At 43.2% G+C, this 21,673-nt stretch carries 18 protein-coding genes and 2 pseudogenes; 14 read left to right on the top strand and 6 right to left on the bottom strand.

All coding sequences use genetic code 11. The annotated features are described in order from the left end of the window. Both MC7420_RS33225 and MC7420_RS33220 read right to left on the bottom strand, forming a co-directional pair. The coding region (locus tag MC7420_RS33225; protein ID WP_006106205.1) for a LabA-like NYN domain-containing protein at nt 1-331 on the bottom strand (331 nt) is incomplete at its 3' end. 304 nt (nt 332-635) lie between these two features. Next, a complete protein-coding gene (locus tag MC7420_RS33220; protein ID WP_157453436.1) occupies nt 636-977 on the bottom strand; it encodes a hypothetical protein in 342 nt (113 codons plus the stop codon). A 602-nt stretch (nt 978-1,579) separates the two neighbouring features. On the opposite strand from MC7420_RS33220, the gene MC7420_RS33215 reads away from it, so the two are divergent. After that, entirely contained in the window at nt 1,580-2,416 is an 837-nt protein-coding gene (locus MC7420_RS33215) for an alpha/beta fold hydrolase (RefSeq protein ID WP_006106206.1), read from the top strand. Here MC7420_RS33215 and MC7420_RS33210 read toward each other — a convergent pair. Further along, nucleotides 2,393-3,187 (bottom strand): COP23 domain-containing protein, encoded by a 795-nt coding sequence (locus MC7420_RS33210; RefSeq protein ID WP_157453435.1) that lies wholly within the window; start codon nt 3,185-3,187, stop codon nt 2,393-2,395. The two genes, MC7420_RS33215 and MC7420_RS33210, sit on opposite strands and share 24 nt — an antisense overlap. 473 nt (nt 3,188-3,660) lie before the next feature. Next, a complete protein-coding gene (locus tag MC7420_RS33205; RefSeq protein WP_006106209.1) occupies nt 3,661-3,978 on the bottom strand; it encodes a P-II family nitrogen regulator in 318 nt (105 codons plus the stop codon). A 683-nt stretch (nt 3,979-4,661) separates the two neighbouring features. On the opposite strand from MC7420_RS33205, the gene MC7420_RS33200 reads away from it, so the two are divergent. The 3 genes from MC7420_RS33200 (at nt 4,662) to crtR (ending at nt 7,098) form a co-directional block, all read left to right on the top strand. Then, nucleotides 4,662-5,822 carry a sodium-dependent bicarbonate transport family permease gene (locus MC7420_RS33200; protein WP_006106213.1) on the top strand — a complete coding sequence of 387 codons (1,161 nt, stop codon included), beginning with the start codon at nt 4,662-4,664 and terminating at the stop codon, nt 5,820-5,822. 62 nt (nt 5,823-5,884) lie between these two features. Then, on the top strand, nt 5,885-6,055 hold the full coding sequence (locus MC7420_RS43130) for a hypothetical protein (RefSeq protein WP_157453434.1): 171 nt from the start codon (nt 5,885-5,887) through the stop codon (nt 6,053-6,055). A gap of 134 nt (nt 6,056-6,189) precedes the next feature. Further along, nucleotides 6,190-7,098, top strand: a complete 909-nt coding sequence (gene crtR / locus MC7420_RS33195; RefSeq protein WP_006106183.1) for a beta-carotene hydroxylase — start codon at nt 6,190-6,192, stop codon at nt 7,096-7,098. A 132-nt stretch (nt 7,099-7,230) separates the two neighbouring features. On the opposite strand, the gene MC7420_RS33190 is transcribed toward crtR, so the two are convergent. Together MC7420_RS33190 and MC7420_RS33185 are read right to left on the bottom strand one after the other, a co-directional pair. Further along, nucleotides 7,231-8,148, bottom strand: coding sequence for a hypothetical protein (locus MC7420_RS33190; RefSeq protein ID WP_006106208.1), 918 nt, complete (start codon nt 8,146-8,148; stop codon nt 7,231-7,233). Nucleotides 8,149-8,314: 166 nt separating this feature from the next. Beyond that, nucleotides 8,315-8,782 carry a hypothetical protein gene (locus MC7420_RS33185; protein WP_044211111.1) on the bottom strand — a complete coding sequence of 156 codons (468 nt, stop codon included), beginning with the start codon at nt 8,780-8,782 and terminating at the stop codon, nt 8,315-8,317. Nucleotides 8,783-9,269: 487 nt separating this feature from the next. On the opposite strand from MC7420_RS33185, the gene MC7420_RS33180 reads away from it, so the two are divergent. The 10 genes and pseudogenes from MC7420_RS33180 to MC7420_RS33145 all read left to right on the top strand — a co-directional run bounded on the left by MC7420_RS33180 (nt 9,270) and on the right by MC7420_RS33145 (nt 21,583). Further along, on the top strand, nt 9,270-10,040 hold the full coding sequence (locus MC7420_RS33180) for a hypothetical protein (protein WP_006106170.1): 771 nt from the start codon (nt 9,270-9,272) through the stop codon (nt 10,038-10,040). A 156-nt stretch (nt 10,041-10,196) separates the two neighbouring features. Beyond that, complete coding sequence (locus tag MC7420_RS35990; protein ID WP_006106211.1) at nt 10,197-11,225, top strand: type IV pilin-like G/H family protein; 1,029 nt, start codon at nt 10,197-10,199, stop codon at nt 11,223-11,225. Between the two features lie 110 nt (nt 11,226-11,335). Continuing rightward, a complete protein-coding gene (locus MC7420_RS33170; protein WP_006106181.1) occupies nt 11,336-12,748 on the top strand; it encodes a serine/threonine protein kinase in 1,413 nt (470 codons plus the stop codon). A gap of 30 nt (nt 12,749-12,778) precedes the next feature. Then, a pseudogene (locus tag MC7420_RS43125) lies at nt 12,779-13,657 on the top strand (serine/threonine protein kinase); the annotation flags it as partial. Nucleotides 13,658-13,774: 117 nt separating this feature from the next. Then, nucleotides 13,775-14,917: a type IV pilin-like G/H family protein gene (locus tag MC7420_RS43120; RefSeq protein ID WP_269546377.1), complete on the top strand. Its 1,143-nt coding sequence runs from the start codon at nt 13,775-13,777 to the stop codon at nt 14,915-14,917. A gap of 110 nt (nt 14,918-15,027) precedes the next feature. Next, entirely contained in the window at nt 15,028-16,485 is a 1,458-nt protein-coding gene (locus MC7420_RS33160; RefSeq protein WP_006106182.1) for a serine/threonine protein kinase, read from the top strand. 39 nt (nt 16,486-16,524) lie between these two features. Then, nucleotides 16,525-17,397, top strand: a pseudogene (locus tag MC7420_RS43115) (serine/threonine protein kinase); the annotation flags it as partial. Nucleotides 17,398-17,541: 144 nt separating this feature from the next. Continuing rightward, nucleotides 17,542-18,444 carry a type IV pilin-like G/H family protein gene (locus MC7420_RS43110; RefSeq protein ID WP_269546375.1) on the top strand — a complete coding sequence of 301 codons (903 nt, stop codon included), beginning with the start codon at nt 17,542-17,544 and terminating at the stop codon, nt 18,442-18,444. A 330-nt stretch (nt 18,445-18,774) separates the two neighbouring features. Then, the gene (locus MC7420_RS33150) at nt 18,775-20,139 is read left to right on the top strand and encodes a serine/threonine protein kinase (protein ID WP_006106222.1); all 1,365 of its coding nucleotides are present in this window, start codon (nt 18,775-18,777) and stop codon (nt 20,137-20,139) included. A gap of 37 nt (nt 20,140-20,176) precedes the next feature. Beyond that, on the top strand, nt 20,177-21,583 hold the full coding sequence (locus MC7420_RS33145) for a serine/threonine protein kinase (RefSeq protein WP_006106219.1): 1,407 nt from the start codon (nt 20,177-20,179) through the stop codon (nt 21,581-21,583). Nucleotides 21,584-21,673: the final 90 nt, after the last annotated feature.

Raw genomic sequence — 21,673 nt, 5'->3', positions numbered from 1 at the left:
CAGCAATTTCCACATCTAGATTCGCTTTTTTTGAGCCATCGGGTAACTGCACTAAATCCTTAGCAATGACCCGGTATCCATTACGGCGCATCCACAGCAAAAACCCTTGCTGCTTTTCATTGGTGCGATCAACCCCGGTGTAAAAGAAGGATCGCAGCAATCGTGAACCAGCCGTTAAACGAACCAACAGTTTGGTGTAATCGATTTCAATGCCTAATTGCAAAGCTGCATAAAACAGATTCGAGCCATCAATAAATATGGCAACTCGACCGCGATTTTCTAAAACTTGTTCAGGTGTAAAAATGGGATCGGTACTAAAATTATTCAACATGATTTTTATGCCTCAGTTTTTTATGCAAGAAATAGATGCCTCCTTCCCAACCATCTTCTCGTTTAGTCAGCCGTCAGAGTGATTTTGGCTGAAAACGACGGAACACTATTAGGCTTCCATCGCCCAAAAACAAGTGGGGATCTCCTTTAGCGATGATTCGCTAACCTTCCCCAATGCCGAGGAATGACTGATGTTGCACGATCTTAAATGAGAGTTTTTTGGTTAAAGTCACTGGGGTAGCCAGGTTTTTGGTAGATATCGATGTTTATTGGGGATAGTCAGCACGAGTAGACAAGCTGTTAGTCTAACTGATTCCCCGATACTGTACAAGACCTGCACAGTTAGAGTAGTGTTTCCGTATCTTGGACGAACTGCCAAACTCTTGTTTGACAAGGATTTGGTTAAATGAGTTAAGGGAATTAATTCCCAAAATAATGGTTTTGCCGACTTGCCTCAAGGCGAGGACAGTCTCCATATTAACCATGCGATCGCTTAACCATTGCTCGATAGATTCTAGACCATGATCTGTCCTCCTGTATGTGTGGATACTCTCTACCCTAGCCTCTTGGTAATCGGGACTCCTCTTACCTAGGCTTCGGCACAGGAAGTCCCTGAGTTTTTGGGCTACGTTGCTTTTAACGGTCAATGTGTTTCTTTGAGTCCGGTTAGAAGTCATCGATTGTTTACAAAAACGCCCTCCCTTACTTGGTTGTCATGGTATATATAGTTGGATTTACTTAGCATTTTGCCTAAAAAAAGTATTAAACACTACAAAACATTAACAAACTTTACTAAATTTTGTTTAAAAATGCTTGAACTAACTAAAAAAAAGGAGTTATTTCTCAATATAAGAATTATTTCGTTAAATTTAGGAGAGTGCAAGCTCATCTCTAGTTGAATAGCAGTCAACGGAACTGAGATTAAGTACGCAGCAGCAGAGTAGTCTTGGCAATTTGCCGTCTATCCATATAATAGCGATTTTGTCAACTCCTGTTGTTGAATGGGGGCTAAGACTACTCCGATCAGCTGCCCCAGCTCCCTAATTGTTCCCCTCTTTCCCACCATTTCAATCATCCCCACCTTCAGAATATTTGCCAGTCAGCCGTATTACCGCTTATTGTAAAGAAAGATTAAATAACTATCCCTAAGGGTTGTGTCAAGACTAATCGATACAGATCTCAGCTTTAGCCGAGAAAGCCCCTAGGGGGGAAATTGTCTAGTATAAGCGAAGGCTACCTAAAGTCAATGATGCCAGAGCTAAAAAGTCATCCTTATTTTCTGACACCGCGATCGCCCAATCCGGATTATCCCTTGTTCGTCTATTTATCGGGGATGGATGGAACAGGTCAGCTCTTGCGAATGCAGATACCCAACTTAGCCGCAGCGTTTGATGTTCGGTGTTTGGTCATTCCTCCCCACTATTTGAGTAACTGGCAAGACTTAGCCAATCAGGTGGCTAGCTTAATTGCCACAGAACTCAGCCAACGACGCAGCCAAAGCGTTTATCTGTGTGGCGAGTCTTTTGGTGGCTGTTTAGCCCTAAAGGTCGCCCTCACCGCCCCCCATCTGTTGCACCGAATCATTTTAAGTAACCCAGCCACATCCGTGAGTCAACCCTCTTGGTTGCTGTGGGGATCACAATGGTTAGGCGTATTACCCGATAATGTTTATCACCTATCTACTTTGACATTGTTACCCGTCTTATCATCCCTCAATCGGATGATTCCCAGCAATCGCCGCGCCCTCTTAGAGGCGATGCGATCATTACCTGCCAAAACCATGCATTGGCGAGTATCCATGCTGAGAAATTTTAAGGTTGATCCAGCAGCACTTGAACAGTTGACTCAACCCGTCCTCATTCTCGCCAGCGCTGCGGATCGCTTGTGGTGTTCGTTAGCAGAAGCCAAATCCTTAGTCAACTATCTGCCAAACGCTACAATGTCGGTGCTGCCGAAGTCAGGTCATGCCTGTTTACTGGAAACAGATGTCAACCTATTCGAGATTTTAAACCACCAAAACTTCTTAGATCTCAGTGTTACTCAACCCGAAATTGAACCTGATTCATCGGAAATTATCAGGGTTTAGACGGGGAGTTGAGTGTACAGGTGTCCCCTGGCGCAATTGAGTTCCTGTTCCACCATCAGCCGGATCAAGAAAAGGTCGCAAGTTAATCACTTCCGAACTGGGTCTAGACGGTTGACTAATTCCCAAGACTGACAATCCCTCATTTAACAACTGATTCAGCACATCTGAACCCTTATCATCTTCAATAAAAGTGGTAACCGCATCCGTCGATTGACCACTATCAGCAACCGTCAAATTTTCAAACACGCGATCGCGAGTGAGTTGAGGATCTTGACCCGGTGGTATAGTCAGGACGATTTGACAGTCTGGGTTCTTCTGAGTCGTGACACAAATAATGTCGTAGTTATTTTCCGTCGCTGTCCGCATTTCCAATAACCCATCCGGTCGATAAAACTCCAAACGGCGGCTAATTTCATTACAGCGGCGTTCTGGAGTCCAACCTCCACCCATCAAACTAGGAGTCGCCCAAGCATAAGCTTGATCAGGTTGACTTTCGGGGTGATACATCACCGTGTATTCCCCATCGAAGAATTGGCAGGTGAATCGAGGGTCATCAGTGTTATTCTGAGCAACGGTAGCATCACGCTGAAGCTGATTTTGAACGGCGAGGTTTTGGTTGACAGGGTTGACTGCTAAAACATTCGTACTAGCGAGGATAATGGCTAAACTTGCTGACCAGCCTGTGGTTCTTAACCCCAAAGACACCCCCTCTGATATTAAATGGCGGGTCATCTTAGTCGAGGGAACAGGGAATCGGGAAGAGGCTTTCATGATCTGGATACGTTGTGGATAATCGACTACTTATGAGGTTAAGACCATAGCAGTATCATAAGAGGTTCCCTGAATACTTCACAGTCATTTGTCATTCGTCATACTCGCTCCCTTGAGAAGCAAGCTACGTCATTCGTCATACTCGCTCCCTTGAGAAGCAAGCTACGTCATTGGTTATTTGCTTTCCCATCTTCCCCATCTTCCCAGCATGCCAAAATAGCGCGATACGTGCCTTCGGAACAGGCTCCGCCAACGCGCTATTTTGGCAATAGACAAGAGATAGGTTGAAACCCACGCTACATCAAGGTTTCAGCGATTGTACATAAGTAGGGCAGCGGCTCGACGGCTCGACAGCTCGACTGAGCGTTCGCCGAAGTCTGAGCGCTCGCCGAATGTCTAAAAAATCGCGGAAAGCCTCACAGTGAGCCAGTTTTGAATTTTTGGCTGGGGTAACTTCTGACTAGGGTTTTGAGTCAGAACGTGTGCGCGTGCAGTACCTCCATCACATCACAGATATAGCTGATGCCCGAATAGTCATCGAAAAACTTCGCTGCGACCTCATCCGAAATCTTCACGGCCATATCCCGATTGGGGGTGAGTATCTCGAACTTTACATTCGAGAAGTTCTCGCTAACGCTGGGTTGTCCCGACGAGCGCACGTTGCGACTGCCTTTACCGCCAGCGTCCACCACTGTATAACCGGTAGCCCCGGCTTCGTCGATGATCTTGCCGACCTTTTTCAGTAGCACCTTTTCCGTGACGATGACGAGCTTGCTGGCTTTCTGGGTCATGTAGTTTACCTCTTGATCCGTTCTATTACGACAATTCAAGGCAAAACCATAAAGTCTTGCCTTGAACCATATCTTTAAGATTATGCCAAAGATCGGTGATCTGGTTGTTAAATACCGCAAGCGACGCCAGGTTGTCGAGTCCCACTAGGGGTTACAGATTACATTGACCACAGATATAGGGGTTTTCTGAGACTAAAAGGAAAACTTATGATTTGAATTGGGCATTTCCATGCAAATTGGTACAGATTTTAAGATAAACTTAAGCACATAGAGATTCGGGTCTTACATAGATCTTGATTTATGGTAGGTTCTGCGGGACAGGTATTCGCATAATACCTGTGCTGTAGGGGTGTAGCGCTGCACCCCCGCTTTCTGCAACTTTTAACCAATTTCACTTATCACAATCACCACTCCCCCAGCCAGGGGAGGCGGAAGGAGGTATTCATGGCAAATTTCTCTCGCATGTCTCGTCAAAACTTTCTGTACACTGCCGGCGCTTCCGCAGCCGGCTCTATTGTAGTTCCAAGTAGAAATCAACAGCAACAACTGCCCGAGGATTGGAAATCCAAGGCTAACACAACACAGTCCGTCTTCACGGACTCTAAAGATTTATGGAAATAAATTCGAGGCCCCTCTTGCCTGCTGTCCTGACCCCTAATATTTGATTAAGGAGGAATTACAAAGTGGAGTTTTTGTCCGATTTCTTTACGCTCTTCCTAGGGAAGTTGCAGTCCCCAACACTTGGCTTTCTGATCGGTGGTATGGTCGTTGCCGCCCTCAATAGCCGACTGGCAATTCCAGATGCGATCTATAAGTTCATCGTCTTCATGCTGCTCATCAAAGTCGGCTTGAGCGGCGGTATTGCGATCCGCAATGCCAATCTGCTGGACATGCTGTTGCCCGCCGTCTTCGCTGTGATAACCGGAATCCTTATTGTGTTCATCGGGCGCTACACGTTGGCAAAGCTGCCAGGCGTCAAAGTCGTGGATGCCGTTGCGACTGCGGGCTTGTTCGGTGCGGTGAGTGGCTCTACCCTCGCCGCCGGCATAACAGTCTTGGAAGCGGAAGGTATAACATACGAACCCTGGGCTGCCGCACTCTATCCCTTCATGGACATCCCAGCGCTCGTGACTGCGATCGTCGTAGCCAGCATTTATGTCAGCAAGCAAAAGCAAAAGTCTCTCAGTAAGGAGGAGTATCTCAGCAAGGAGGAGTCTATAAGCAAGCAGAGCGTTACCGCAGGCGGGTATCCCAGCGAGCAGGAGTATCCCACCACTAGACAGGAGTATCTTAGCCAGCAGCGCATTACCGCAAGCGGGTATCCCCACCAGGAGCCAGAGCGGGTCAAAATATGGCCCATCGTGCAGGAAAGCCTCCAGGGTTCTGCCCTATCGGCACTGCTGCTCGGCATCGCTCTAGGCATACTAACCCAGCCGGAAAGTGTCTATGAGAGCTTCTTCGATCCCCTCTTCCGTGGTCTGCTTTCGATCCTGATGCTGGTAATGGGTATGGAGGCCACGGCAAGGCTGGGCGAGCTGCGTAAGGTGGGTCAGTGGTACGCCCTATATGCCTTTGTGGGGCCGCTGCTGCATGGGTTCATCGCCTTCGGTCTCGGCATGATTGCCCACTACGCAACGGGATTCAGTGCTGGCGGCGTTGTTCTCCTGGCCGTCATTGCCGCCTCCAGTTCAGACATCTCAGGACCGCCCACTTTACGAGCCGGTATCCCGTCAGCCAATCCCTCTGCCTACATCGGCTCGTCCACAGCCGTCGGCACACCGATTGCGCTTGCCGTGGGAATACCGCTCTTTATCGGACTCGCTCAGGCGCTGATAGGCGGCTGATTTCCGACGGGTCGCGTGCGGTCTGCCGATGCTCCCCTAGCCCGACAACAAACGCAGCGGCTATGTCAAGGTCTGCGTCGTCTCCATTCAACAGCCGTGCGGCACATCGGATCTGGGCAAATGACTTCTTCGCCGACGTCAACCTACCGCAGGTACGAAACACAGCCACAAAAAAGCCGGGTCATGCCCTGGCTTTTTTGGTGAGAATTGCTGCCAGCTTCCCCAGCTCCTGAGCGAAGCCGCCAAAACGTGTTAAGCTTATCAGTCGGTCAATTTTGATTAAATGACCTGATGTCAACAAAACTTTATAATTCTGTTAAGACATCTTATACTACCAAAGGATAGTTAATAAGGAGTACAAACAACGATGTCGGAGGCAATCAAGCCACTGACCGTACCCAGAGAATTCTTGGGTGCCCCCGAAGATTTTAATCTAACGTTACTAATTTTCATAGTAGCGATGGCTCTGATCGTCTTCTCGACCTGCGGTTACTGGCTGTGGGAGTTACCCGCACCCTTGTGCTTTGGGATTAATGTCCTAGCGTTGCATATGGCGGGTACGGTAATCCATGATGCCTCTCACAATGTTGCCCACAAAAATCGGATCGCGAATGCGCTGATGGGTCATGGGAGTGCGTTGATGTTGGGATTTGCGTTCCCAGTGTTTACCCGGGTACACATGCAGCATCATGCCAATGTGAATGATCCAGAAAATGATCCGGATCATTTTGTATCAACGGGGGGTCCTCTGTGGTTAATTGCGGCACGCTTCTTTTATCATGAGGTCTTTTTCTTTAAGCGTCGCTTGTGGCGTAAGTATGAACTGCTGGAATGGTTCTTGAGCCGAGCATTTGTGGCGGGGGTGATTTACCTGGCGTGTCACTATGGCTTTTTGGGCTATATCATGAACTTTTGGTTTACCCCAGCTCTGGTTGTGGGATTGGCATTGGGGTTGTTTTTTGACTATTTACCCCATCGTCCCTTCAAAGAACGCGATCGCTGGAAAAATGCCAGAGTTTATCCTAGCCCAATCCTGAATATTATGATTATGGGTCAGAATTACCATTTGATTCATCATCTGTGGCCCTCTATTCCCTGGTATAAATATCAAGGAGCCTATCGAGCCACTCAGCCTTTATTAGAAGAAAAGGGCTGTCATCAGTCATTGGGACTGCTACAAGGCAAAGATTTTTTAAGTTTCGTCTATGATATTTTCCTGGGAATTCGTTTTCACCATAAAGGATCTGAGCAAACCCATGATACCAAATCCCTATGACCCGCATTTCTCACAAGTTTTGCCATCTTAATCCTTGAAACCTTTACCTAGAGTAGATTCTGAGTACAAAAACTATTGCCTATTGCCTATTCCCTATTGCCTCTCCCCACCACAAGACTTATTCAGCAGCCCCTAATTATCCCATTGAGTAATTGGCTCAAAGGAATTGAAAAACTGAGCCGCTTGATAATCAGCCTTTTCTGGCTGCTGTTGACTGGCTCTCAAAACATACAGGCGATCATCTACCCAATACAATTTGTAAGTCATCACTTGATTTGGGGTTCTCAGTTGAAAAGATCGACCGGGATAACCCTCCAGAGAAATTGGGCGATCGCGCTGTAATTGAGCGTCAGTTTCGGCTAAAATTTGGTCGCGGACTTGGCGTAACTTGGTTTCTGGATCAGCTAACGCGATTTCTTCAGAATAAGCGATGACGAATCTTTGGGGAGGTTGATTGAGTCGATACGCTTCTAGATCAAGGTTAGTTGCTTGGTTGGCTGGAACGGCTGTGACATCTTTCGGCTTTTTGGGTAGAGAAACCGCAAATTCTCCCTGAGTGGAAACCACTCTCGTCCATCCCGTTTCTGGATCACGCAACGTTAGCAGACTATCTGGATGATCTCGATTTTCCCAGTAGGCTTGCTCTTCAATCGTGAGTACATCCTCTTCAGATTCGTCTTCATCGCGTCTTTCTCTGAGCCTGTCAATGCGTCGTTCTAGTTTTTCCTCCCCTTCCTCAAAGAAGTCGGGATGCTCATAGATACCAGGCGGTGCTAAGAGTTGAGGCGGTTCGGCGTCAGGGGGGTCTATATTCGGAGTCTGATCTGATGGTAAGGGTTGCGGCGTTTGCGAGTTAGGATTCCTGGGAATTTGAGTTTGAGCAAACGCTGAATGGGTTAAACCCAGATTCGTTAGCACTATGGCGATGGCTAGAGTTCCTAGTTTGATAAGGGTAGAACCTACGCCTAGTTTAGACTCTGACGCTGGAGATTGAGGAGTGCGATCGGGTAAACGCGGTAATTTTGAATACTTGTTGCGTTGAGTAGTCATAATTTAACCTCCGTTTTTATTGGGTTTACATTCATTCTAAAAAAAATAGAAGGGTTTACCTTCTATCAATGGGCTTATATCTGGCGACAAATTAACACACCTCTATACCTGAGTTCGTAGTAGCCACTTTAGTGGCAGAAGCGCTCGCATCGCTGACTACAAACAGTTAATTTAGGTCAAGGTTGGCTTTGTTCGTCAACCAACTCTCTCCATGATCTTGATTTTCCCAGTACGCTGACTCTTCAATTGTGAGTACCTCGTCTTCGGAAGAATCTGGCGTATTCTGGAGTCTTAGCTTGTCAATTTGTTCCTCGAATTCTTCGTGTCCTTCCTCAAAGAAATCAGGATGTTCATAGATAGCGGGAATTTGGATAGATCGCACAGGTTGTACTTCTAGCTCCCGCCTAGGCAATCTAGGAGAGGGGAAAGACTGCGGTGTTGGCGAGTTTATCGTACTATTTCCTGGAACTTGAGCTAAAGTGACACCCAGATTGGTTAACCCAACAGCAATGGCTAGGGTTAGGACTTGGGCTAACCTTGAGCCTGCTAATCGTTTTACCCCTATCCTCTGAAGCGGAAAATAGCGATGGAGGAAACGAGGCAACTTTGAATAGTTCTCGTTTCTAAATTGCATGGTTGCACCTATGTATCTTTTTAATTCTATTTTATTTTGGCAACAAATAAACCTTGTATTTTATTTACAAAATGATACATTTTCGGTTGACTATTTTGTATAAAAATATCATTTTTTGAAGTTAGGAAATACACCCGAATGGGTGAAAGTGATACCCGCATGGGTGAAATTTTAAACCTTAATATCAATAATGACGAAATCCTTGTTGTAGTGTGAGCATCTTGCTCACTGCATTGAGCATCTTGCTCGCTAGCCATTCCCAATTTAAAGGCGTGACAGCTTATGAAAGGCAGAAGCGACTGAAAAAATACCAGGTGATAAAAATGGGACACCCATTGCATAAGCCTATGAAGTTGGAGAGATATAGTCCAGTAACCCCATTACAACGAAGTCGATGAGAAGTCGATGAGTTCTCAAATAACTCCGATGGGATCTCAAAGATGTGACTGATTAGATGGGACATAACACGAGTTGCTGGAGAATACCAATGACACAGAAGCCAAGCCTGGATTTGACTCTGCTCCCTCTGACACCTGCTCCCCTGGTTCTTTATAGGGGTGTCCCCGTAAAGCCGCAGCCGCCGAGACTATCTTGGCTCAAGGTGACAGGAGGTACAGTCGGTTTACTGCTAATGCTGACATTACCCGCCTTGGCTTGTGGTTTGCATCAAGGATTCTTCTTCGCTTCTAGTCTAATTACGCTTCCGGCTATTTCATTGATGTACGGGTATGGATTACCCCTATTGGCTACGGTTTTAATTGAATCTTTTATCCTGTGCAAACGAGAGTTAATTCCTTTCCGAAAAGCTTTTGTAATCGCAGGGTTGGCGAATGGGTTTTATCTGTTGGCTAGTTTGGTTAGTTGGGTTTCTTTAAGTGTAATGTTTCCTCTGGGTCTCATTGGCTCGATTTTATCGGCGGCGATGTGTCTTTCATTCTGTCAGCGTCGGGGGTATTTGAAAAATATCAGTCAAGGGATGTTTAAGTTTTGTGTTTATCTTTTCTTCATGGCTTTAGGTTTTGCTACGTTATTCCTGATTAGTGCCATGGATAGTTCCGCCAACCTAGCTTTTCTTTACGCTGTGACAGCCGGGTTACTGCTGATTGGCTTTATTTTGGGTTTTGTAACGAAGGGGTTTGCGATCGCAGGTTTATTAAAGCAGAAGCATCCTAATCTGGCAATGACGGTTATGTCGATGCATGTGGGTTCGTTTGGGATGATTCCCATGGCTTATTATTTGATGCAGCTTCAAGGGTAGTTTAAGGGGCTAATGTGAGTTTTTTGAGAAACGCAGAGGACGCAGAGGTTAGCGCAGAGGTACGCAGAGGGAGAGAGAGGTGAAAGGGGCAATGATTGATTTTTGGCTTTAAGGTGGGTGGTTTTGTACGGTTTACTTTGGAGGAGAGAGAGTTTAATGACTGCTGATAAAAATGATACAAATAGTGGCTATGGTTGTGGCTGCTTGGCTTTGTTGGGATTAATTGGCTTGTTAGGACTATATTATCTATTAGTTGAATTTACTAATATCGCTCGTGAAACACAGCAATACGAACCTAAACACTATATTGGCTCAATAAATCGCGCCCAGCAAGATTATGTTTTAGAGGAAGGTAATTTTACCGATAATATTGCTGAACTGGGACTAGGTATTAGCACTGAAACCACAGACTATAGCTATTCAAGTCATGCCACTCCTTTGAGCGTAATTAACTATAGCGTTTCCCGAACATCCGATTTAGAGAGCCATGTTGGCGGTGTGTTTTTGGGTAACATTGAACAAACAGGAGAATCGACAACATTTGCAATTTTATGTCAGGCAAAATCTCCCGGTACTAATCGCCCCCCAGCACCCATTGTAGAAAATGGTAGGCTTCAATGCGCTCCGGGTACAGAAAATGTTGATGGAGGGAATAATCAGGAAATTTTTATCGGGGAAGATTGGAAGTTAGTAGATATTTCAGCTAATTACGCGAAAGCTGGTGAGTACAAGCAAGCCATTGATACTGCGGAAACGATTACAGAGAGCTGGGTTAAAGCTAAAGCGCTGGAGGTTATTGCTACAGAGTTAGCGGCTGCTGGTAAGTCTAAGCAAGCTTTGACAATTATTGAAAAGATACAAGCGATCGCACTCAACTTAACTGATGCTGGTGAGTCTGAGCAAGCCTTGAGAGTAACTCACAGTATCACCGATGACTCGATTAAGAGTAAGACTATCCAAGCGATCGTACCTTATTTAACCACGTCTGCCGAGTATGAACAAGGGATTCAGGTGGCTAAAACGATTACAGACTACGAACTAAAAGCCAAAGCCTTGGATGCCATTGTACGCCGATTAGTCGCGACAGGAAACCCTGAACGAGCGGTTCAGATTGCTCAAACTATCCAATCTTACTATGGCGGTAAAGAGAAGGCAATGGCAGCAATTGAAGGTTATAAACGTTGACAATAATACCTAAAATATCATGAACATTATCTATCTTATCCCGATTGTTTTTGTATATTTGGATGTTTCACAACTTTGAACAGTTACAGCAATAGAGGCGGTCAATCGTTATGAAAACTAATCTCTTGTTTAATCCCAATCAACATTTAAAGGAACGTTACCAACTGCAACAGCAATTAGGGAATAATGCAGGGCGTCAAACCTGGTTAGCTCAAGACTTACAGTCGGGTGAACAGGTGACAGTTAAGTTACTGGCGTTTAATCCTCAAATGGAGTGGGATGAGTTTAAGTTATTTGAACGAGAAGCAGCGGTGCTGAAGCAACTGAATCATCCTCGAATTCCTCAATATCGGGATTATTTTTCCTTGAATCAAAAAATTGGGGCGGGGTTATGTTGGTTTGGCTTAGTGCAGGATTATATCCCAGGCAAATCTTTACAGCAGTTACTGAATGAGGGAAAGCGGTTTACGGAGTCACAGGTTCGTTCGATTGCTAAACAAGTGCTGGAGATTCTCATCTATTTACATGGGTTAAATTCACCTGTATTACACCGAGATATTAAGCCGAGTAATCTGATTTTAGGAGAGGATAAGCAGATTTATTTAGTTGATTTTGGTGCGGTGCAAGATAGTGCGGCGGTAGAAGGAGTGACGTTTACCGTGGTGGGAACGAGTGGATATGCACCCTTAGAACAGTTCTGGGGACAAGCGGTTCCGGCTTCGGATCTCTATGCTTTGGGCGCGACGTTAATTCATCTATTAACAGGTGTTTCTCCGGCTGATTTACCCCAACGAAATTTACGCATACAATTTCGGGAGCAGGTGAGTATTAATTCTCAGTTGATAAGTTGGATTGAAGCCTTGACGGAACCTGACCTAGATTTGCGCTTGAGTTGTGCTAGCCAAGCTCTTGATGCATTGGAAACGGGGCGATCGATTCGTTCTATGGGTTATCCATTGGAAACTGTACATCCGCCTTTTTCAACACGAATTAGGCTTAAAAAAAACAAAAATAAACTTATTATTGATTTGCCTAAAAGCCGACTCTTGTTTATTCTAGAAGCTTGCTTGTTTACATTAAAGCTAATTTTTTTTATTGGCTTAATTGTATTTTTACTCATTATAGTTTTATTTTTAATATTTAATCTTTTTGGGGCTTTGGTAAATTTGATAAATTTATTTTTATCAGCAATACATATAATTTGTATATTTTTATCAAAAAAAATACTGCAAAAAGGAGTATTTCATTTAGAGGCAATGTATAGAGACATTAGCAATTTTAAACTTGCTTTTTGGGGATACTCTATAGTATTTGATGCCGAAAAATCTATTTGTCAGAGATTTGATCGTTATTTACGCCTTTCGGAGATTCGAGGAGTAGGTAGTAATCATTCGGGTAATGCTATCTATCTCAAGACAATAACAGGAAACTCCTGTTTAGTCAATCGACTAAAACCACCTGAATCAAACTGGTTAGTTGGTGAAATCACAGATTGGCTAGCAAATTGTAAACAACAGACGTAATTAATAAATTAGAATTTCAAGGAGTAACTCATGTTAAGCGCAGGACAAGTTTTATGCGATCGCTATCAGCTACAAAAACAGTTAGGACATAATGCAGGGCGGCCAACTTGGTTAGCGATGGATACTCAAACCTCACCACCAACAGCCGTTGTGGTTAAATTGCTGGCGTTTAATCCCCAGATGCAATGGGATGAGTTGAAGCTGTTTCAACGAGAAGCTCAAGTTCTTAAAAATCTTAATCACCCTCGCATTCCGAAGTATCTCGATTATTTCTCAGTGGATGATGTTGAAGCGGATTTAGAAGCCTCTTCTATCGATAATGAAAATAGTGATAAATCTAATGTAAGCGGATTACCCTGGTTTGCTTTAGTGCAAGAGTATATTCCCGGTAACTCTCTCAAGCAGTTATTAGATCAAGGGAAACAGTTTAAGGAGAATCAGGTGCGTCATTTTGCCGAGGATTTGCTCAATATTTTAATCGATTTACACGAATTGAGTCCGCCTGTTCTCCATCGTGATATTAAGCCGAGTAATCTTATTTTGGGGGAGGATAACCAAATTTATCTGGTAGATTTTGGTGCTGTGCAAGACAAAGCCAAAGCTGAAGGGGTTACATTTACAGTAGTGGGAACCAGTGGTTATGCACCGCCGGAACAGTTATGGGGAAAAGCTGTACCTGCATCAGATTTATATGCCTTGGGTGCGACTTTAATTCATTTATTAACAGGGATTCCGCCATCTCAATTACCCCAGCAGCGAATGCAGATTAAGTTTCGAGATAAAGTCAAGATTGAGCCAAATTTTGCTAACTGGATTGAGCAGTTAATTCAACCTGCACCGGAAAAACGGTTGAGTACGGCACGTCAGGCTTTTTCTGCACTGCAATCCTCTTTGATTCCTCACCACAATCAAATCCCTGCTCAACACTCAAGACGCTATGTAGATGATCGCTATTTTGATAATGATAGTGGCTACGGTTGTGGCTGCTTGGCTTTGCTCGGAATAATCGGAATTGGCGTTATTTTGATGCCTGCTTTCTTTTGGGCTTTTGGTGATTCTAGTAAAATAAAACAATCCGAAGCAAAACAATATATTGGTTCAATGAATCGCGCCCAGCAAGCTTATTTTTTAGAAGAAGGTAATTTTACTGATAATATTGGTGAACTGGGACTAGGCATTAGCACGGAAACCAAAAACTATACCTATTCAATTCATGCAACTATTTTGAGTTCGATTCACTATAGCGTTTCCCGCAAAGCCGATTTAAAGAGTTATGTGGGCGGTGTATTTTTGGGTGACGCGGAAGAAACAGGAGAATTAACAACATTTGCGATTCTGTGTGAGACAAAAGATAAGGGTACTAATCGCCCTCCATCACCAATTGTAGAAGATGGTATGGTTCAATGCGCTCCGGGTACAGAAAGTGTTGATGGAGAAAATGATCGGGGAATTTTTCTGGGGGAAGATTGGGAGTTAGTAGATGTTTCAGCTAATTACGCGAAAGCTGGTGAGTATACCCAAGCCCTTGATACTGTGGAAACGATCACCGAAGAAGGGTTTAAGGCAAAAGCATTGCAGGTTATTGCAACAGAATTAGTTGCGGCTGGTAAGCCTAACCAAGCTTTGAGAGTGACTCACAGTATCACCGATGACTCGATTAAGAGTAAGACTATCGACGCGATCGCACCTTATTTAACCACAGCGACTGAGTATGAGCAAGCGGTTGATGTCGCTGAAACTATTACAAACAAATTAGTTAAGGCAAAGACATTAGCCGTTATTGCCATGGAGTTAGCGGCGGCTAGTGGGTATGATCAAGCCTTACCCATTATTGAAAAGGTACAAGCGATCGCACTCCAGTTAACCGATGCTGGTGACTATACCCAAGCTCTGAGAGTGACTTACAATATCCCCCATGATTCGATTCAGAGTAAGACTATCCAAGCGATCGCACCTTATTTAACCACAGCAACTGAGCATGAGCAAGCGATTCAGGTGGCTAAAACGATTACAGATTATCAACAAAAAGCCAAAGCCTTGGATGCCATTGTACGCCGATTAGTTGCTACAGGGAACGATGAACGAGCGGTTCAGATTGCTCAAACTATCCAATCTTACTATGGCGGTAAAGAGAAGGCAATGGCAGCAATTGAAGGTTATAAACGTTGACAATAATACCTAAAATATCATGAACATTATCTATCTTATCCCGATTGTTTTTGTATATTTGGATGTTTCACAACTTTGAACAGTTACAGCAATAGAGGCGGTCAATCGTTATGAAAACTAATCTCTTGTTTAATCCCAATCAACATTTAAAGGAACGTTACCAACTGCAACAGCAATTAGGGAATAATGCAGGGCGTCAAACCTGGTTAGCTCAAGACTTACAGTCGGGTGAACAGGTGACAGTTAAGTTACTGGCGTTTAATCCTCAAATGGAGTGGGATGAGTTTAAGTTATTTGAACGAGAAGCAGCGGTGCTGAAGCAACTGAATCATCCTCGAATTCCTCAATATCGGGATTATTTTTCCTTGAATCAAAAAATTGGGGCGGGGTTATGTTGGTTTGGCTTAGTGCAGGATTATATCCCAGGCAAATCTTTACAGCAGTTACTGAATGAGGGAAAGCGGTTTACGGAGTCACAGGTTCGTTCGATTGCTAAACAAGTGCTGGAGATTCTCATCTATTTACATGGGTTAAATTCACCTGTATTACACCGAGATATTAAGCCGAGTAATCTGATTTTAGGAGAGGATAAGCAGATTTATTTAGTTGATTTTGGTGCGGTGCAAGATAGTGCGGCGGTAGAAGGAGTGACGTTTACCGTGGTGGGAACGAGTGGATATGCACCCTTAGAACAGTTCTGGGGACAAGCGGTTCCGGCTTCGGATCTCTATGCTTTGGGCGCGACGTTAATTCATCTATTAACAGGTGTTTCTCCGGCTGATTTACCCCAACGAAATTTACGCATACAATTTCGGGAGCAGGTGAGTATTAATTCTCAGTTGATAAGTTGGATTGAAGCCTTGACGGAACCTGACCTAGATTTGCGCTTGAGTTGTGCTAGCCAAGCTCTTGATGCATTGGAAACGGGGCAATCTATTCGTTCTATGGGTTATCCATTGGAAACTGTACACCCGCCTTTTTCAACACGAATAAAGCTTAAAAAAAACAAAAATAAACTTATTATTTATTTTTCTACAGATGGGATAGTGTGGTTTATAGATAGCTGCGTATTTTTATCCATAAAATTAATTCCATTTTTTAGCTTAATTCTATTATTATTAATTGTGAATATGGTTTTAATTTTGGTCGGATTTCAGTCCTTAGTGAATTCATATTATTCGCTAATCGACATAATAATTGTATTATTTTTTGTATTGATTTGCATGATTGCTTTAGGAAAAGCAGGGCTGATACAGCTTAAAAAAATGTACCGAGATATCAGGAATTTTATACGTGCTAATTTCTGGGGATACTCTGTAGTATTTGACATAGATAAAATGATTTTTCAGAGATTTGATTTTCATCTACGTATTTCGGAAATTCAAGAAGTAGCTATTTATAATTCAGGTCAAGCTATTGACTATTCAGGTCAAGCTATTGACTATTCAGGTAATGCTATCTATCTCAAGACAAGAAAGAGAAACTATTGTTTGGCAAATCGACTAAAACCATCTGAATCAAACTGGTTAGTTGGTGAAATCACAGATTGGCTAGCAAATTGTCAATAACGGACGTAACTCATAAATTATTATTTCAAGGAGTAACTCATGTTAAGCGCAGGAAAAGTTTTAGGCGATCGCTATCAGTTACAAAAATCATTAGGACATAATGCAGGGCGGCAAACTTGGTTAGCGATGGATACACAAGCCTCACCGCCAACAGCCGTTGTGGTTAAATTGCTAGCGTTTAATCCCCAGATGCAATGGGATGAGTTGAAGCTGTTTCAACGAGAAGCTCAAGTTCTAAAGAATCTCAACCATCTTCGCATTCCGAAGTATCTCGATTATTTCTCAGTGGATGATGTTGAAGCGGGTTTACAAGACTCTTCTATCGCTAATGAAAATAGTGATCAGTCTAAGGTAAACGGATTACCCTGGTTTGCTTTAGTGCAAGAATATATTCCAGGTAGTTCTCTCAAACAGTTATTAGAGCAAGGGAAACGGTTTAAGGAGAATCAGGTGCGTCATTTTGCCAATGATTTGCTCAAGATTTTAATCTATTTACACGAATTGAGTCCGCCTGTTCTCCATCGTGATATTAAACCCAGTAATTTAATTTTAGGGAAAAATAACCAAATTTATCTGGTAGATTTTGGTGCTGTGCAAGACAAAGCTAAAGCTGAAGGGGTTACACTTACAGTAGTGGGAACCAGTGGTTATGCGCCCCCTGAACAGTTATGGGGAAAAGCTGTACCTGCATCAGATTTATATGCTTTGGGTGCGACTTTAATTCATTTATTAACCGGGATTCCGCCATCTCAATTGCCTCAGCAGCGAATGCAGATTAAGTTTCGAGATAAAGTCAAGATTAATCCGAATTTTGCTAACTGGATTGAGCAGTTAATTCAACCTGCACCGGAAAAACGGTTGAGTACGGCACGTCAGGCTTTTTCTTCGCTGCAATCCTCTTTGATTCCTCACCACAATCAAATCCCTGCCCAAGGCTCAAGACGCTATTTAGATGATAGTGACAGTGGTTACGGTTGTGGCTGCTTGGCTTTACTAGGACTAATAGGAATTGGCTTTATATTAAGTCCTTCATTTCTTAATAGCGCTGATAAAGCAATGCAATCCGAAGCAAAACAATATATTGGTTCAATGAATCGCGCCCAGCAAGCTTATTTTTTAGAAAAAGGTAATTTTACGAATAATATTGGTGAACTGGGACTAGGCATTAGCACGGAAACCAAAAACTATACCTATTCAAGTCATGCCACTCTTTTGAGTGCGATTAACTATAGCGTTTCCCGCCAATCTGATTTAAAGAGTTATGTGGGTGGTGTGTTTTTGGGTAGGGTTGAAGAAACAGGAGAATCAACAACATTAGCTATCTTGTGTGAGACAAAAGATAAGGGTACTAATCGCCCTCCAGCACCAATTGTAGAAGATGGTACACTTCAATGCGCTCCGGGTACAGAAAATCTTGATGGGGAAAATGATCGGGGAATTTTTCTGGGGGAAGATTGGAAGTTAGTAGCTGTTTCAGCTAATTACGCGAAAGCGGGTAAGTACAATCAAGCCCTTGATACTGCGGAAACGATTACAAATGACTTGATCAAGGTAAAAGCACTGGACTTAATTACAACGGAGTTAATGGTGGTGGGTAAGTCTAAGCAAGCTTTGCCAATTATCGAAAAGATACAAGCGATCGCACTCAACTTAACTGATGCTGGTGAGTCTGAGCAAGCCTTGAGAGTGACTCGTCATATTACCGATGATTCGATTCAGAGTAAGACCATCCAAGCGATCGCACCCTATTTAACCACGTCTGCTGAGTATGAGCAAGCCATTCAGGTAGCTAAAACGATTACAGACTATGAACCAAAAGCCAAAGCCTTGGATGCCATTGTACGTCGATTAGTCGCAACCGGGAACCCTGAACGAGCGGTTCAGATTGCTCAAACTATCCAATCTTACTATGGTGGTAAAGAGCAAGCCCTGGCGACAATTGAACGTTATAAAAATTAACGTTAATCGGCAAATTACCACACCGGGTAGGAATGTTCCGGCGGAAGTCCCGATAACCTGAAACTGTACCCAGTAAACAGAATAGAGCCGTTTTATCAAAAAAGGCAATCAGGGAGATGAGATAATTGTCAGTTAGGGCAGGTTTAGTCATACCTAGGTTAAGGTAAGAAGTAAACTACCCGCCGCCAGTTAAGACGCTCACGCCGTAACCGCAAAACTTGTACCTGTTGTAATCAGAACAAGGATGGGTATTCCTATGCACAGTGATAACAGTAAAACTTGTTCCTACACAAGCGTCAGATACCGTCAACCGTTATCAGAGGTAATCTCGTGTTCAATCCCAATCAATGCTTAAAGGAACGTTACCAACTGCAAGAAAAATTAGGACGCACAGCAGCAGGGCGACAAACTTGGTTAGCGACGGATTTACAATCTAATGAACAAGTGACGGTTAAGCTATTAGCCTTTAGCCCCGAAATGCAGTGGGAGGAACTTAAACTCTTTGAACGCGAGGCACAAGTTTTACAAGCCCTGAATCATCCCCGAATTCCCCGCTATCGGGATTATTTTTCCTTAGACAAAGAAGCGGGGTTACAGTTGCCGTGGTTTGGACTGGTGCAAGACTATATTCCGGGAGATTCTCTTCAAGAATTATTAGATAAAAATAAACGGTTTAGTGAAGAACAGGTTCGCGCTATTGCTAGTCAAGTTCTGGATATTCTGATTTATTTACATGAACTGAGTCCGCCTGTATTACACCGAGATATTAAACCGAGTAATCTGATTTTTGGGGAAGACAAGCAAGTTTATTTGGTGGATTTTGGCGCAGTTCAAGCCCAAGCTGCTGTTACCGGAGTGACGTTTACTGTGGTGGGGACGAGTGGTTATGCACCCTTAGAACAGTTTTGGGGACGGGCGGTAGCGGCTTCCGATTTATATGCTTTGGGTGCAACTTTAATTCACCTGTTAACAGGTACAGCCCCGGCTGATTTACCCCAGAAAGAAGGGCGGGTTTATTTTCGCGATGGCATCAGTCTTGATTCTCACTTTATCGCTTGGATTGAGCAGATGACTGAAATCGTGTTAGAGAAACGCTTTAGCAGTGCTAAACAAGCCAAATATTCGCTGAAATATGGGCAAATTCAACAGTCAAGTTCTACATCACATCCTGTTCGTGGCAAACTATCTAAACCTTCAGGTAGCCTGATTAAACTTAAAGCAGATAGAGACAGGTTGGAGATTACTCTTCCAGCTCCTGGACTGAGAAAACTAACCCAATACAGTTTGTTACCAGCTTTAATGATTGTCTCTTTTTATATAGGCATTTTAATGACTATCATAGGAAGTTTGTTATCCTCTATTGATTCTGGATATTTTGACGTCACTTTAATCATGTTTTGTTTTTTACTATTGGCTTCAATATTTTGGTTCTATCAAATAGGTGAAAGAACCCATGTTTTATTCGATCGTAACCGTAATTATTTAAGCATAAAACGCCAACTATGGTTTATGTACTATGGGCAGCAGCAGTTTAGACTCACAAATCTTGGCAATGCATTTTTAATGAATCGAGGCGCGATTTACGAAATCAGAATTCCTTCTGTTCGTTCAATGTGTAAATTTGGTGGTGCTTTAGGAGAGCATGAAAGCACTTGGTTACTCCAAGAACTATTAAATTGGCTGTATTTTAAATAAAAATGATAGCCGAATGCTTATTCAACAATAAATGATTATGTTCAGTCCAAATCAATGCTTAAAAGAACGATACCAGCTCCATCAAAGATTAGGATGCACAGCAGCAGGGCGACAGACTTGGTTAGCCACAGATTTACAGTCCAAGAAGAAAGTTGTTGTTAAATTGCTAGCTTTTAGCCCAGAAATGCAGTGGGAAGAACTTAAACTGTTTGAACGCGAAGCCCAAGTTTTGCAAGCCTTGAATCATCCTCGCATTCCTCACTATCGGGATTATTTTTCATTGGATAAAGACTCAGGGTTAACTTTGCCGTGGTTTGGATTAGTTCAAGATTACATTCCAGGAATTTCTTTGCAAACCCTATTAGATAATAATAAAAATTTTACCGAGAAACAGGTTCGCCGGATTGCCCGTGAAGTTCTAAATATTCTCGTCTATTTACATGAATTAAGTCCGCCTGTATTGCATCGAGATATTAACCCCAGTAATCTAGTTTTGGTAAAAAAAAAGTGGGTTCATCTGGTGGATTTTGGGACAGTTCAAGCTCAAGCGGCTGTTACTGGGGTTACATTTACGGTGGTGGGAACGAGTGGTTATACACCCTTAGAACAGTTTTGGGGGCGGGCGGTGGCGGCGTCAGATTTATATGCTTTGGGCGCAACTTTAATTCACTTGTTAACGGGTATAGCGCCTGCTAATTTACCGCAAAAAGAAGGACAAATTCAATTTCGCGATTTCCTTCGGGATAGCTTGACTTCACGCCTTAGTCTTAATTCCCAGTTGATCAGTTGGATTGAACAGATGACCGAACTTTCCTTAGAGAGGCGCTTTAGCACGGCTCAAGAAGCTAGAGAAGCACTTAGAGATAGGCAGATTCCACCGTCTAATCCTCCCCCACGTCTGGTTTGCGAGAAACTATCTAAACCTTCAGGTCAGCTAATTAAAGTTAAAACGACTAGAGACCGTTTAGAAATTACTCTACTGTCCCCTACTTTTGTTGAAATAATCCAGAAGATTAAGTTTGTTTATGTATGGTTAATTTTGTTTAATTTATTTATTTTACTTTGCTTCATTGGGTCATTGCCGACGTTGATTATAATGCCATCATTTCAAGCGATCTTGTTTACCGCTTTTAACGTGGTTTTGTTAGGTGTGTCAATCAATCTATCCCTGAATTGGTTTCGCGCCCAGCTCCAAACCACTTATGTTTTATTTGATCGCACTTGTAACAAACTAGAAATCAATCGTAAAAAATGGTTGTCCAATCCTATTCAACAACAAACCAAAATTACAGACATTGGCAATGTTTATTTGATTCATGGAGATTTCAGTTACGAAATTGGCATCATTTCAACCCATTGTCTCTGTAGAATTAGTGGCAATTTAGACAACATAGATAGTGCCTGGTTACTTCAAACCATATTGGATTGGCTGGATTTAAAATAAACCATTGAAGTGGCTCTACAATAATTAATGAAAAAATCAACTAAAATAGGACTTTGTTTGTAGTGAGAACTTTAGTTCTCGCGCAAACCT

Origin of the sequence: Coleofasciculus chthonoplastes PCC 7420, from assembly GCF_000155555.1 — a bacterium.
In the GTDB taxonomy this organism is placed as follows: domain Bacteria; phylum Cyanobacteriota; class Cyanobacteriia; order Cyanobacteriales; family Coleofasciculaceae; genus Coleofasciculus; species Coleofasciculus chthonoplastes_A.
The sequence above is the reverse complement of the archived record's forward strand: the minus strand, read 5'-3'. Positions and strand labels throughout refer to the sequence as shown.

Coding starts and splice junctions, on each gene's coding strand:
- MC7420_RS43130 (WP_157453434.1), top strand. CDS start 5,885: ATGTCAAGGTCTGCGTCGTCTCCATTCAACAGCCGTGCGGCACATCGG.
- MC7420_RS33170 (WP_006106181.1), top strand. CDS start 11,336: ATGAAAACTAATCTCTTGTTTAATCCCAATCAACATTTAAAGGAACGT.
- MC7420_RS33180 (WP_006106170.1), top strand. CDS start 9,270: ATGACACAGAAGCCAAGCCTGGATTTGACTCTGCTCCCTCTGACACCT.
- MC7420_RS33210 (WP_157453435.1), bottom strand. CDS start 3,187: ATGAAAGCCTCTTCCCGATTCCCTGTTCCCTCGACTAAGATGACCCGC.
- MC7420_RS33190 (WP_006106208.1), bottom strand. CDS start 8,148: ATGACTACTCAACGCAACAAGTATTCAAAATTACCGCGTTTACCCGAT.
- MC7420_RS43110 (WP_269546375.1), top strand. CDS start 17,542: ATGCAATCCGAAGCAAAACAATATATTGGTTCAATGAATCGCGCCCAG.
- MC7420_RS35990 (WP_006106211.1), top strand. CDS start 10,197: ATGACTGCTGATAAAAATGATACAAATAGTGGCTATGGTTGTGGCTGC.
- MC7420_RS33215 (WP_006106206.1), top strand. CDS start 1,580: ATGCCAGAGCTAAAAAGTCATCCTTATTTTCTGACACCGCGATCGCCC.
- MC7420_RS33205 (WP_006106209.1), bottom strand. CDS start 3,978: ATGACCCAGAAAGCCAGCAAGCTCGTCATCGTCACGGAAAAGGTGCTA.
- crtR (WP_006106183.1), top strand. CDS start 6,190: ATGTCGGAGGCAATCAAGCCACTGACCGTACCCAGAGAATTCTTGGGT.
- MC7420_RS33160 (WP_006106182.1), top strand. CDS start 15,028: ATGAAAACTAATCTCTTGTTTAATCCCAATCAACATTTAAAGGAACGT.
- MC7420_RS43120 (WP_269546377.1), top strand. CDS start 13,775: ATGCCTGCTTTCTTTTGGGCTTTTGGTGATTCTAGTAAAATAAAACAA.
- MC7420_RS33145 (WP_006106219.1), top strand. CDS start 20,177: ATGTTCAGTCCAAATCAATGCTTAAAAGAACGATACCAGCTCCATCAA.
- MC7420_RS33185 (WP_044211111.1), bottom strand. CDS start 8,782: ATGCAATTTAGAAACGAGAACTATTCAAAGTTGCCTCGTTTCCTCCAT.